Annotated in this window: 11 protein-coding genes and 1 tRNA gene; 2 read left to right on the top strand and 10 right to left on the bottom strand. The window is 65.2% G+C overall.

The features are described 5' to 3' along the window. Nucleotides 1–16 precede the first annotated feature (16 nt). The gene (locus J2X98_RS00220; protein ID WP_307303309.1) at nucleotides 17–979 is read right to left on the bottom strand and encodes an aldose 1-epimerase family protein; all 963 of its coding nucleotides are present in this window, start codon (nucleotides 977–979) and stop codon (nucleotides 17–19) included. A 100-nt stretch (nucleotides 980–1079) separates the two neighbouring features. Here J2X98_RS00220 and galT point away from each other — a divergent pair, with 100 nt between their 5' ends. After that, entirely contained in the window at nucleotides 1080–2237 is a 1158-nt protein-coding gene (gene galT / locus J2X98_RS00215; protein ID WP_307303308.1) for a galactose-1-phosphate uridylyltransferase, read from the top strand. Next, nucleotides 2234–3421, top strand: coding sequence for a galactokinase (gene galK, locus J2X98_RS00210; protein ID WP_307303307.1), 1188 nt, complete (start codon nucleotides 2234–2236; stop codon nucleotides 3419–3421). The genes galT and galK overlap by 4 nt, the downstream gene beginning before the upstream one ends. Before the next feature lie 105 nt (nucleotides 3422–3526). Here the strand turns inward: galK and J2X98_RS00205 are convergent, their stop codons facing one another. From J2X98_RS00205 to J2X98_RS00165, 9 genes are all read right to left on the bottom strand, one after another. Beyond that, entirely contained in the window at nucleotides 3527–4471 is a 945-nt protein-coding gene (locus J2X98_RS00205; RefSeq protein WP_307303305.1) for a Bax inhibitor-1/YccA family protein, read from the bottom strand. 151 nt (nucleotides 4472–4622) lie between these two features. Further along, nucleotides 4623–5336, bottom strand: coding sequence for an ABC transporter ATP-binding protein (locus tag J2X98_RS00200; protein WP_141940571.1), 714 nt, complete (start codon nucleotides 5334–5336; stop codon nucleotides 4623–4625). After that, the gene (locus tag J2X98_RS00195) at nucleotides 5323–6288 is read right to left on the bottom strand and encodes an ABC transporter ATP-binding protein (protein WP_307303302.1); all 966 of its coding nucleotides are present in this window, start codon (nucleotides 6286–6288) and stop codon (nucleotides 5323–5325) included. Before J2X98_RS00195 ends, J2X98_RS00200 begins: the two co-directional genes overlap by 14 nt. Then, on the bottom strand, nucleotides 6285–7532 hold the full coding sequence (locus J2X98_RS00190; RefSeq protein WP_141940569.1) for a branched-chain amino acid ABC transporter permease: 1248 nt from the start codon (nucleotides 7530–7532) through the stop codon (nucleotides 6285–6287). Before J2X98_RS00190 ends, J2X98_RS00195 begins: the two co-directional genes overlap by 4 nt. Continuing rightward, nucleotides 7529–8536, bottom strand: coding sequence for a branched-chain amino acid ABC transporter permease (locus J2X98_RS00185; RefSeq protein ID WP_141940568.1), 1008 nt, complete (start codon nucleotides 8534–8536; stop codon nucleotides 7529–7531). The genes J2X98_RS00190 and J2X98_RS00185 overlap by 4 nt, the downstream gene beginning before the upstream one ends. Nucleotides 8537–8705: 169 nt before the next feature. After that, nucleotides 8706–9938 (bottom strand): branched-chain amino acid ABC transporter substrate-binding protein, encoded by a 1233-nt coding sequence (locus J2X98_RS00180; RefSeq protein WP_141940567.1) that lies wholly within the window; start codon nucleotides 9936–9938, stop codon nucleotides 8706–8708. A 243-nt stretch (nucleotides 9939–10181) separates the two neighbouring features. After that, nucleotides 10182–10255: transfer RNA gene (locus tag J2X98_RS00175), tRNA-Leu, on the bottom strand. A 111-nt stretch (nucleotides 10256–10366) separates the two neighbouring features. Beyond that, nucleotides 10367–11833 (bottom strand): NAD(P)/FAD-dependent oxidoreductase, encoded by a 1467-nt coding sequence (locus J2X98_RS00170; RefSeq protein WP_307303300.1) that lies wholly within the window; start codon nucleotides 11831–11833, stop codon nucleotides 10367–10369. Between the two features lie 34 nt (nucleotides 11834–11867). Continuing rightward, complete coding sequence (locus tag J2X98_RS00165; RefSeq protein WP_141940565.1) at nucleotides 11868–13271, bottom strand: S8 family serine peptidase; 1404 nt, start codon at nucleotides 13269–13271, stop codon at nucleotides 11868–11870. Nucleotides 13272–13275: the final 4 nt, after the last annotated feature.

Raw genomic sequence — 13275 nt, 5'->3', positions numbered from 1 at the left:
CCCAGCCCAAAGCAAACTAGCGGGCCGCTGCGCCGGGTCGGTAGTCGATGCCCCACTCCATGCTGAAGGATTCTCCGGGGTCAAGCCAACGGAGTCCCTCCCCTGAGTTGAACGCGTTCGCGGGCCCGGTCATCGGCTCTATGGCCACAGCCCGTTCCCGCCCCGGATACACCGTGCTCACGTAAACGTGGACGTAACGGCAGGCTTCGTCCTGCCAGAGGGAGACCTCACTGCCGTCAGCCGCAGCCAGGATGTGGCGGGCCCGGCCGTCCCGGTAATGGAGGTCCGTCAGGGCAACATCCACTGCCAGGTCCGCCACACGCTGCCCGGAACGGAAGTCCACATCGCCGTCAACAGGGGCCGAACTGCGGGGAATCAGGCGCTCGTCGGTCACCAGCCGGGTGTCGGCGGAAACCGTCAGCCGCAGTTCCTCAACCGGTGTGTCACCAACCCGCAGATAGGGATGCGCCCCCAGCACGAAGGGCGCCCCGGCCGAGGCGTCATTGGTGAGGGTTTGCCGGACGTGGAGCCCAAGGTCTTCGGAAAGTCGGTATTCCACGCGGTGGCGCACCAGGAACGGGTAGCCGTGCTGCGGGAAGACCGTCGCCTCCAGTGCCACGCCAAACCGGGACTCCTCCACCAGTGCGTAGCCGGTATTCCGCAGCAACCCGTGGCTGGCGTTATTGCGGGAAACCTCGGTGATATCCAGCTGCTGCTTACGGCCATCGAGGAACCATTGCCCGTCCTCCACCCTGTTGGCCCAGGGCGCCAGGGTAATGCCGGAACCGCCGGGGGAAATCTCGTCATCACCGTACGTTTCGGTCAGCAGGACGCCGCCCCGGGTGAATGAGCGCAGCCCGGCGGCGAGTTCGGTCACCGCGGCCACGGCGTCACCCCGGCGAAGTTCATATTGGCGTCCCGTGGCGCAGGACCGGATGGACGTCGGTTCCGTGTTTCCTTGTTCTGAAGAGGCTGTCATGGGCATTACCGTACAACGGGCGGGCGCAGACCCCATATCCGTTCCTGTTACTTTTTGTTGGAAACTATTCATTCTTGATCGTTTGTGCGAAAATTCTTTCATGACCGGGATTACCAGCACCAGACTCTCCGACGGGCGGGAGCTGATCTACTTCGACGACGCGGGCACCAGCGACTCACGGGCCGCGCACCTCACTGCCGATCACCGGGGGCTGCCGCCCCGTGGCGAACCGGGCGAGGTCCGCTTCGATGCCCTGACGGGTGAATGGGTGGCCATCGCTGCCCACCGCCAGGCCCGCACCCACCTGCCGCCGGCAGACCAGTGCCCCATCTGCCCCACCACTCCCGGCAACGCGTCGGAAATTCCGGCGGCGGACTATGACGTGGTGGTCTTCGAAAACCGGTTCCCTTCCCTTGGACCGGCACTGGGCCCCGTCCCGCAGAACGCCGTCTGGGGAACGAAAGGCCCCGCCTACGGCCGGTGCGAGGTGGTCTCCTTTACTCCCGAGCACACAGGATCCTTCAGCGGCCTGAGCCCGGAGCGGTCCCGCACGGTGATCGAAGCCTGGTCGCAGCGCACCGCCGCACTCAGCGCCCTGGCCGGCATCAAGCAGGTTTTCCCGTTCGAGAACCGCGGTGCGGACATCGGGGTTACGCTGCACCACCCGCACGGACAGATCTACGCTTACCCTTACGTCACGCCCCGCGCCGGCGTGCTGGGCAGTGCCGCCCGGAAGTACTTCGACGCACACGACGGGCGGGACACCCTGACCGGATCCCTGCTGCGTGCCGAGCGGGAAGACGGCAGCAGGATGGTCCTGGAGGGGACCCATTTCAGCGCCTATGTGCCCTTCGCAGCCCGATGGCCGCTGGAGATCCACCTGGTCCCCCACCGCCACGTCCCGGACCTGGCCGGCTTAAACGGGGCGGAAAAGGACGAGCTGGCACAGGTCTACCTGGACCTGCTCAAGCGGGTGGACGCCCTGTATCCCACCCCCACCCCCTACATCTCCGCCTGGCACCAGGCCCCGCTGGATGACCTCTTCAGGCCGGCCGGTTACCTCCACCTCCAGCTGACCTCTCCGCGCCGCGCCGCCGACAAACTGAAGTTCCTGGCCGGGTCGGAGGCGGCCATGGGCGCGTTCATCAACGACACCACACCCGAGAAGGTGGCCGAACGGCTGCGCACCGTCGCCGTACCGCCGCCATCCACGACCGTCACCGCCGTGGCGACCACCCCGGAAGGAGCATCGGCGTGAGCAGCCGGAACCAGGAGCACGGCCGGACGGCCCTTGCCTCATCCCAGGACCTCAGCGCCCGCTTCGAGCAGGAGTTCGGCGGCGCACCCGACGGCATATGGCAGGCGCCCGGCCGCGTGAACCTCATCGGTGAGCACACCGACTACAACGAGGGCTTCGTCCTGCCCTTCGCCATCGACCGGACGGCCCGCGTGGCCGTTGCCGCCCGGCGCGATGCCACTGTCCGGCTGTTGTCCACATACGGCGACCAGGGCGTCGTCACCACTACGCTGGACGCGCTCCAGCCCGGAACAGCGAAAGGCTGGACGAAGTATCCGCTGGGCGTGCTGTGGGCGCTCAGGGAGCGCGGCATCGCCGTTCCGGGGGTGGACCTGCTCCTGGACTCCAACGTGCCGCTGGGTGCCGGCCTGTCGTCGTCGCACGCCATCGAATGCGCCGTCATCACGGCCCTCAATGACATTACGGGCGCCGGGCTGGAGGCGCAGGAGATGGTACTGGCCACACAGCGGGCGGAAAACGCCTTTGTCGGGGCCCCCACGGGCATCATGGACCAGTCCGCCTCGCTGCGCGGATCGAAGGGACACGCCGTCTTCCTGGACTGCCGGGACCAGACGGCAAGCCTGGTTCCCTTCGAGACCGAACCCGCCGGCCTGGTGCTCCTGGTCATCGACACCAAAGTCTCACACTCGCATGCCGACGGCGGCTACGCATCCCGTCGGGCTTCCTGTGAGCTGGGGGCCGAGGTGCTGGGAGTCAGGGCACTGCGCGACGTCGAGGTGGCAGACCTTGCCGAAGCAGGCGCGCTTCTGGACGAGGTCACCTTCCGGCGGGTGCGGCACGTCGTCACCGAGAATGACAGGGTGCTCCAGACGGTGGAACTTCTGGGCGGCCCCGGCCCGGCCGCCATCGGCCCCCTGCTGGACGCCAGCCACGCCTCCATGCGCGACGACTTCGAGATCTCGTGCCCCGAACTGGACCTGGCCGTTGATGCCTCCCGGGCCAACGGCGCCATCGGTGCCAGGATGACCGGGGGTGGGTTCGGCGGGGCGGCGATTGCACTGACCCCGGCGGACTCCGAGCAAAAGGTGCGTGACGCCGTCGCCAAGGCATTCGCCGAAGCAGGATTCAAGGCGCCGGAAATCTTCACCGTCTCCCCCGCTGCCGGAGCCATGCGGATCGCCTAGCCGGTCGCGGCTGCACAGGCGCAGCGCTTTAACGGCCGCGGGCCCCGCCAGATTGGCGGGGCCCACGGTTGTTGCGGCTTACGACGGCGGCAGCTGCCTGGGCACCTAATCGTCACCACGGAGGATGGCCAGGAGACGGATGATCTCCACGTACAGCCACACGAGCGTGACAGTCAGGCCGAAGGCGGCAGTCCAGGAGAAGCGCTGCGGGGCACCGCTGCGGACGCCGGCTTCGATGCTGGTGAAGTCCATGATCAGCGAGAAGGCGGCCAGGCCGATGGCCAGCAGGCCGATGAAGACGCCCAGCGGGATGCCGAAGATCACGACGCTGGTGCGCAGGCCGAACGGTTCCTGCACGGCGCCGGTCCAGACCAGCACCAAGTTGATCAGCGAGAACACTGCGTAGCCGATGATGGCGATCATGAAGAACCGCATGGCACGGGGTGTGGCCCGGACCTTGCCGCTCTTGAAGAGGACCAGGGTGACGGCGAAGACCGAAAGCGTGCCGATCACGGCCTGCAGGCCGACGCCCGGGAACTGCGTGTCCAGGATCCTGGTGAGGCCGCCCAGGAAGAGTCCTTCCAGAGCTGCGTAAGCAAGGATCAGTGCCGGTGAGGGCTGCTTCTTGAAGGTGTTGACCATGGCCAGCACGAAGCCGCCCAGTGCGCCGACGATCATCAGCATGGAAGCGAGCGGCAGTCCCACGGTGAGGGTGATGGCTGCGCCCACCAGCACAGCGCCCAGGCACGCGGCGGTCTTCATGATGACATCGTCGAACGTCATGCGGCCGGTGTCCGCCGGGCCGGCCGACGGCTGGGCGTACATCTGGCGCAGCTGCTCGTCAGTCATGCTCTGCGGCTGCCCGTAAGGGGCCTGGCCGTAGGGCTCCTGGCCGTAGGGCTGCTGACCGTATGCGGGCTGCCCATACTGCTGCTGGCCGTACGCGCTCTGGCCGTACTGGGCGCCGTAGGGAGCCTGCGGGACAGGCGGTGCCTGGGTGGCTCCACGGAAATTCTTTCCGTTGAAGATCGGGTTGCCGCCAAGTGCCATTGCGGGGTTCCTCCATGTGGGTTTGGGTGATGAGCTTTTTGTCACGCTACCAATTCCCACGTGGAGGCAGTGGGGAAAGTTCCCCCGGGGCCCGGTTGCAACCGAACCGTGACCGTTGCGGCCCGTTCGGGCACCGGACCCCGTCCCTCGCCTATCCGACGCCCAGGTACGCCTCCTTGACGGAAGGATCTTCCAACAGCTCCTTGCCGGTGCCGCTGCGGGTGATCGCCCCCGTCTCCAGCACAAAGGCGCGGTGCGCCCCGGCCAGCGCCTGGTTGGCGTTCTGCTCCACCATCAGCACCGTGGTGCCCTGGTTGTTGATTTCCTTGATGATCTTGAAGATCTGTCGGATGAACTGCGGTGCCAGACCCATGGATGGCTCGTCCAGCAGCAGCAGCTTCGGGTTGGACATGAGGGCGCGGCCGATGGCGAGCATCTGCTGCTCGCCGCCGGACATCGTGCCGCCAAACTGCTTTTCCCGCTCTTTCAGGCGCGGAAAAAGGTCAAAGACGCGGTCCAGGTCCTTGGAAACGCCGCTTCTGTCCTTGCGCCCAAAAGTTCCCATGTCCAGGTTTTCCATCACCGTCATGCCCGGGAAGATCCCGCGGCCCTCGGGGGCCTGGGAAATCCCGTGGACCACCCGGATATGGGCCTTCATCCTGGTGATGTCCTGACCGGCAAAGGTGATCTTGCCTTCGGTGCAGTTCAAGAGGCCGGAGATGGTCCGCATTGTGGTGGTCTTGCCGGCGCCGTTGGCCCCAATCAGTGCCACCACTTCCCCTTCCTCGACCGTGAAGGAAATGTCGCGCAGGGCCTGGATCCGTCCGTAGTGGACGGATACGCCCTCAAGCTCAAGCAACGTCATCTTCAGGCTCTCCTAGGTAGGCGGCAATGACACGCGGGTCCTCGCGGATTTCGCGCGGCAGTCCGTCCGCAATCTTTTTCCCAAACTCCAGCACGACGATCCGGTCCGTCACGCCCATCACAAGCTTCATGTCGTGCTCGATCAGGAGCACGGTGTAGCCCTCATCCCTGATGGTGCGGATGAGCGCCATCAGTTCCTCTTTCTCCGCGGGGTTGAAGCCGGCGGCGGGTTCGTCAAGGCAGAGCACCTTTGGGTCGGTGGCAAGTGCGCGTGCGATCTCCAGCCGGCGCTGGTAGCCGTACGGCAGCTGCCGGGACAGCACATGTGCATGGCTGCCGATGCCAACGAAGTCCAGCAGCGCCATGCCGCGCTCGATGGCCGACTTTTCCTCCCTGGTGTGGGTGGGCAGGCGCAGCAACGCCCCGCCAACGCTGGTGCGGTGACGCGCATCCAGGCCTACCACCACGTTCTCAAGGGCAGTCATTTCGCCGAACAGTCGGATGTTCTGGAAGGTGCGCGACAGCCCCAGGCGGGTGATCTTGTGCTGCTTGATGCCGTTCAGGACCACGCCTTCCATCACCACCTTCCCGCTGGTGGGCTTGTAGACGCCGGTCATGGCGTTGAAGCAGGTGGTCTTGCCGGCACCGTTGGGGCCAATGAGCCCCAGGATCTCGCCCCGCTTGATGTTGAAGCTGATGTTGTCCAGGGCCACAAGGCCACCGAACTTGATGGTCAGGTTCTGCACCTCGACGATGTTGTCACCCACCTTGACCGCGATGTCCCGGTCGGGCGCCACTTTCTCCGCCAGCTCCTGGTCGACCCCTGCCTCGGCCAGGGCTTCCATGTCCGGTTCCGGCGCAACAGGGGCAGCAGACGTTTCCTGGGCGGTGTCATCCCGTGCCGGTTGCTCCTCCACGCTGCTGGAGCCGCTGTGCCTCTCCTCGGAGCTCATGCCTCCGCTCCTCTCTGGCCGGCCGCTCGGGCGTCCGGTCCGGCCGGTGGTTTGTCCATGTCTTTGGTTTCAGTGGCGTCACGGCTGGTGACCTTGTTCAGGGCAGTGCGCCCGTAGGCAAGCAGTCGCTGCCGGGCCGGAAGCAGTCCCTGGGAACGGAAGATCATGATCAGTACCAGGGCGATGCCGAAGATCAGGTATTTGTACTCGGCAATAGCGGTGAACCGGAGCGGTATGTAGCTGACCAACGCCCCGCCAAGGATGGCACCCACCTTGTTGCCCGCACCGCCCAGGACGACGGCGGCGAGGAACAGGATGGACGTGGTGACATCGAACTTCTGGTTGTTGACAAACCCTACCTGGCCGGCAAACAGGGCACCGGAAAGGCCGCCGACCGCAGCACCGATAGCGAAGGCCCACACCTTGTATTTGAAGGTGGGGACGCCCATGATCTCTGCGGCATCCTCATCCTCGCGGATGGCGATCCACGCCCGGCCCACCCGGCTTCGTTCCAGGTTGCCCACCAGCAGGGTGACGATGATGATGATCGTCAGTGTCAGCCAGTACCAGGGCACGCCGTTTGAGTTGGAGAAGATCGGCGTTCCGTCGGCCCCGTCACCGGGCGGGTGGCCGACGTTCTGGAAGCCCACTTGGCCTTTCATGGCCGGGATGATCGTGGCCAGGATGCGGATGATTTCCCCGAAGCCGAGCGTCACGATGGCGAGATAGTCGCCCCTGAGCCGGAGGGTGGGCACGCCCAGCATGACGCCAAAGAACATGGTGACCGCCATGGCCACAGGAAGTGTCCACAGATAGGGGATGTGCAGGTAGGGCGAGTCCGGGCTTGTCAGCATGGCGGCAACGTACGAACCCACCGCGAAGAAGGCGACGTATCCCAGGTCCAGCAGGCCGGCGTACCCCACCACGATATTGAGTCCGACCGCGATCAGCGCAAAGCGTGCCATGTCGAAGCAGGCCAGGGCGAAGTTGTTGCCGGGTTCGGTGGTGATGATCGGCGGATTGATCAGCGGCAGCATATAGGCCAGGACCACCACGACCACCAGGAATGCCCACTGCTGCTGGCGGGACAGGGCGTGCCACCGGTCGGAGAAGTAGCCGGACTTGCGTTTGCCCTGCGGCCGGAGGGAGCTTCTGCCCGGTGCTTTCGACGACGCTTCGCGGTCCTCTGCAGCCTGTTCCGCGGCAGCAGTCTGCAGCGGCGTGGGGCCATCCGTCATACTCATGCTTTGCTCCTTCCAAGGGAGGTGCCCAGGATGCCTTCGGGCCGCAGCAGCAGCACGAGCACCAGCACCACGAACGCCACGACGTCGGTCCACTGCGAGTTGCCCAACAGGATCTGGCCGTAGTTGCCGATCAGGCCGAGCAGCAGGCCGCCCAGCAGGGCACCGCGGACGTTTCCGATGCCGCCCAGCACCGCGGCCGCGAACGCCTTGATGCCAAGGACAAACCCACCGCTGTACTGGACACCGGACGGGATCTTCATGACGTAAAACAAAGCGGCGGCTCCTGCGAGCAGGCCTCCGATGACGAAGGTGGTAATAATAATGCGCTCTTTGTTGACGCCCATCAATGTGGCGGTGTCGGGGTCCTGGGCGACTGCCCGGATGCCGCGGCCGGTGCGCGACTTGCTGATGAACCTGTCAATACCCACCATCATGATGACGGCAGCGATGATGATCACCAGTTGCTGGGAGTCGACGATGGTACCGAAGACGTCGAAAATGGGCGTGGGCCGGAACATCGTCAGTGCAAGCTCAGGGCTGGGACCGCGCCACAGGTAGATCAGGTACTGGATGGTGAAGGAAGCACCGATGGCCGTGATCAGGAAGACCAGGCGTGGTGCATTCCGTTGCCGCAGGGGTTTATAGGCGATCCGTTCCAGCAGGAAGGCTGTGACCGCCGAGGCGACCATCGCGAGGACCAGTGCCAGCAGCAGGTTCAGGATAATGGCCCAGATGTCGAGGCGGGGAGCGGAGGGGCCGAAGCCAAGGCTGCTGAGGGTGAAGAAAACTGCGTAGCACCCAACAATGAACACTTCCGAGTGGGCGAAGTTGATCAGGTTCAGAACGCCGTAAACGAGCGTATAGCCGAGCGCAACGAGCGCGTAGATGGCACCGAACGTCAGGCCATCGAATGTGGCACTCCAGAAATTCTGGATCAGGGACGGTATGTCGAACGTGATCCAGTCATTTTCGGTGGGGAGCAGTGGGACGAGAGAGGGAAGCATGGGAACATCCTGATCCAGTTGCACGCGGCCTTGTGGGCCCGGCCGTGGGACTTGTGTCTATTGACGTTGCTTGTCGATTGACGTTGCTTGGTCCTGGGCTGCTGCCAAGCGAAGAAAAGGCTGTGGGGGCCCATAGTGCTGGCCCCCACAGCCTTTTCCCGCCGGGCTGCTACTCCCCGATTGGGCCGATCGGTACGATCTTGCCGTTGTCAACCTTGTAGCCGTAAACAGTCGGAGCCTGGAGCTCGCCCTTGGCATCCCACTTGTAGTGCTTGCTCAGGCCGTCCTTGTCATAGGCCTTGACCCAGGCCAGCAGGTCCGCGCGGCTCTGCTTGCCCGCGTCAATACCGGACAGGAGCACAGTAGCGGCGTCGTAGCCTTCGATCGAGTACGTACCGGGTTCGGCGCCCTTGGAGACGTCCTTGTACGCGGAAGCGAAATCGGTAATCAGTTCACCCGGGATGCAGGGGCAGGTGAAGTACGCGTTGTTCGAAGCGTCGCCTGCCTGCTTGATGAACTGGTCATCCTTCACACCGTCAGGGCCCACGAACGTTCCGTTGAAGCCCTTGGAGACCAGCTGCTGGTCGAACGGTGCACCCTCGGCGTAGTAGCCGGCGTAGAAGACCGCGTCCGCCTTGGCGTTCATGATCTTCGAAATCACGGCCGAGAAGTCCTTCTGGCCGGTGGTCACCTTCTCCGTGCCGGCCAGGGCACTGCCGAGCCCGGCCGAGGTGGAGGTTCCGAGGCCGATGCCATAGTCCGAGTCATCCTGGACCAGGTAGACCTTCTTGGCACCGATCTTTCCGGTGAGGAACTTGGCCGCAGCGGGGCCCTGGACGGCGTCATTGCCGAGGCCACGGAAGAACGTGGTCCAGCCGTTCTCCGTCAGGGTGGGGTTGGTGGCAGACGGCGTGATGTGGACCAGGCCCTTCTGTTCGAAGATGTTGCCCGTGGCCTTGGACTCGCCCGAGAACGGGAGTCCCACGACCCCCACGATGTCCGGCTCGCTGACCATCTGGGTGACGGGACCGGTGGCCTTGTTCGGGTCACCTTCAGTGTCGAATTTCTTGAACTGCACCTGGCAGCCCGGGTTGGCCTTGTTGTGCTGGTCGATGGCCAGCTGGATGCCATTGAAGATGTTGACGCCCAGCTGGGCGTTGGGGCCGGTCTCCGCGCCCGCGTAGGCCAGGGTGGTGGTGGAGGGGCAGTTCGCCTTGCCGTCACCGGCCGGCTTGACCGCACCGGCGGGAACATCGACTTTCGAAATGGCGGGGATGTTCACCTTGCTGGACGAGCCGGAACTTTCGGTGGTGCCGGGGCCCGCCTGGTTGGCGCAGGCCGACAGCAGCACGCTGAATGTGGCTGCCGCTGCCAACGAGGTGAGGACTTTCTTTCGGTACATTTGTCTGCCTTCCGAAACAGGGCCATGCGATGCGCGTACGGATCAAGGGCGCTTCGGCGCCCGGAATGGGACCAGGTATTCCTGATTTAGCTTCAAGCTAATGCATAGACAGCAGCGAAACTCAGTGACTGAGGTCACAGCCTTATAACAGTCGTTGCCTATGCGGAATTAAACGCCGGAAGCCGCCTGCATCGCAGGCGGCTTCCGGTGCCCGCTGGACCATGCCATGGACGGGACAGTGTGTACCCCAGGTGGGACTCGAACCCACAACACGCGGATTTTAAGTCCGCTGCCTCTGCCAATTGGGCTACTGGGGCGCCGGGACAATGGTACCTGTCCAACCCGGGTTGGCCGGAAACGCCGACGGCGGCCGGCCCGCAAAGGGACCAGCCGCCGTCGGACGCTGCCAGCGTACCGGGACAGGCGCGTTATTTGGCGTTTGCCGCTACCGTTTCCTTGGGAGCGGCGGCAGCGGTTGAACCGGAACCGGCGGCCGGAGCGGCAGCCGGTGCAGCGGCAGGCTTGGGGGCCGGGGTGGCTGCCGCCACGAAGGCACCGCGCGGGTTGTCCAGATCCATCAGCTGGGTGGTGTCGCGGCCGGCGAAGAAGCCGATGATCCAGTTCAGGATGACGCGGAACTTGCGTTCAACCGTGGGCATGGCCATGCCGTGGTAGCCGCGGTGGGCCAGCCACGCCAGTCCCCCCTTGAGGCCAATGCGGCCCAGGAGGTTGATGTTGGCAACGCCCTTCCATTCACCGAAGCCGGCAACCGCACCCAGGTTCTTGTGCTTGTAGTCCGTCAGCGGCTTGTCCCAGCGGGAAGCCCACAGGTTCTTGGCAAGGCGCTTGGCTTGGCGCAACGCGTGCTGGGCGTTGGGGACGCAGGTGCCGTCGGGGAGGCCCTTCCCGGTGAGGTCGGGGACTGCGGCGATGTCGCCGGCGGCCCAGGCGTTCTCCACGATGCCTTCATCGCCGGAGATGCGCAGGTCCGGCAGGACGCGGACGCGGCCACGCGGCTCGAGCGGGAAGTCGGTGGAGCGCACCATCGGGTTGGCCTGCACGCCGGCCGTCCAGACCAGGGTGTCGGCCTCGAATTCCTGCGCCGGGGTCTTGTCCGGGAGGTTGATGAGCTTCAGGGTGCCTTCGGCACTGTCCAGCGAGGTGTTCAGCAGGACCTCGATGCCACGGCTGCGCAGATGCTCGACCACCCAGTCAGCCTGCTTGGCGGTAACCTCGGGCATGATGCGGCCCATGGCTTCGACCAGGACGAAGCGGACTTCCTCCTGCTTGATGCGCGGGTTGTTGCGCACGGCGGCGCGGGCGAGGTCTTCCATTTCAGTGATGCACTCGATGCCGGCAAATCCGCCCCCGACCACCACGAAGGTGAGGGCCTTGGCGCGGGCTGCGGGGTCGGTCATCGTGGAGGCAACCTCAATGCGCTCCAGCAGCTTGTTGCGCAGGGCAACCGCTTCCTCAATGGTCTTCAGGCCGATGCCCTTGTCCGCAAGGCCCTTGATGGGGAAGGTGCGCGTAATGGCGCCTGCAGCCAGCACAACGTCGAAGTAGGGAACCTCAAAGTTCTCGCCGCCGTCGGCGGGAGCCACCACGGCGGTGCGGTTGACGTGGTCGATCGAGGTAACGCAGCCCTGGATCAGTTCCGTCTGCTTCAGGTGCTGGCGGTGGGACACCACCGCGTGGCGGGCTTCGATGTTGCCGCCGGCCACCTCGGGAAGGAAGGGCTGGTAAGTCATGTAGGGCAGCGGATCGACGACGGTAACGATGCCACCGGCGTTCGCGATCTTCTTCTGCAGTTTCAGTGCTACGTACAGGCCGACGTACCCGCCGCCGACGACGAGTACCCTGGGACGGTCCTGGAGCTGTGGGGTGGTTGCCATAGTTTAAGGATAGCCCAGTTTGTGAAAATCTTCACTAACCGGTGCGGCCGTCCGTAACGTGCGGTTTCCGGTGTGGATTGACCCGCTCCGTGGCTCCCGTCTCCGGTTCTTCCCCGGGGGCCAGGGGGTCCCCGGCAGCCCTGCGGAGCTGGACGGCGGCCGCCGCGATGATCGCCAGGAACAGTGCGGCAAATCCAATGACGACGGCGGCGCCAATGGCACTGTCCCGCTGTGAGGGCGCCTTGGCTGCGGGAACGGTGGCTTCAGGAAGCGTGGGTGCGGCACTCGCCACCGGAGTCGCGGAAGGCACCGGAGTTGCGGGCACGGCGTTGCCCCGCCGGTGCACGCGGATCCATTCAGCGATAGTGCCCAGCGGGTTGACGGAGACCTCCGGGACATCGGCCTTGAGGGCAGCCTCGGCGTTGAGGATGCCGTAGCCGTACAGGGGGTCTTTCCCCGGAGCGCCTGCGTCCCTGGCGGTGGTGATGATCCTGTTGATCACCTGTTCGGCGCTCATGTCCGGCCACTTGGACCGGATCAGGGCTGCGACACCGGCCACGATGGGTGTGGAGCCGGAGGTGCCGGCCCATTCCGCGTAGCCGCCTCCGGGGAGGCCGCCCACAAGGTTCTCCGCAGGGGCAGCCACGCCGATGCTGATCCCCTGCGATGAGGCGTCCACGCTGGCCACGTTCTTGCGGTCCACGCCGGCCACGGTGAGGACGCCCGGAATGGTGGCGGGGGCGCCTACCTGGGTATTTCCGCCGATGCGGTTTCCGGCCGCGGCAACAATGACCACGTCCTTTTGCTCTGCGTAAAGGAAGGCGGCATCCCAGCTTTGCGGCCACTGCGGCGTGGTACTGCCCAGCGATATGTTGATCACCCTGGCGCCGTTGTCCACGGCCCAGCGGACCGCTTCCGGAATCTGGTCCTGGTCGCTCTTGCCGGACGGGTTGGGGGAACCCAGCCAGGTGGACACGGAGAGGAGCTGCGCTTCCGGTGCCACACCAATGATGCCGTCGGGCGGGGTTGCGGCCGGCCCGGCGCTGGGGCTGGCGCCTGCGGGCTGGTGTCCGCGGCCGGCAAGCATGGTGGCCACCAGCGTGCCGTGTTCGGGCTTGGAGCCCACGCTCTTTTGCCCGTTGGGATCGCCGGAACCGGAGGCGTCGTAGCCGCCCGTGACGGCACCTTTGAGGTCCGGATGCTGGGCGTCGATTCCGCTGTCGATGACCGCTACCTTGACGCCTGCACCCTTGGAGACTTCCCAGGCTTTGGTGATGCCGGAGTCGGCCAGCCAGTACTCTTTGTCGCGCCAGTCGTCTGCGCTGGCTGCGGGGGCGGTAAAGAGGCCGGCGCAGAGGCAGCAGGCAGCCAGGAGGACAGCCATGAGGGCCGCCGACGCCCGGGGAAAGTGCGGGGTGGAAGCTGTGGTGGACTGCATGGGC

The sequence above is a fragment of the Pseudarthrobacter enclensis genome, from assembly GCF_030811655.1.
Taxonomy (GTDB): Bacteria; Actinomycetota; Actinomycetes; order Actinomycetales; family Micrococcaceae; genus Arthrobacter; species Arthrobacter enclensis_A.
The sequence above is the reverse complement of the archived record's forward strand: the minus strand, read 5'-3'. Positions and strand labels throughout refer to the sequence as shown.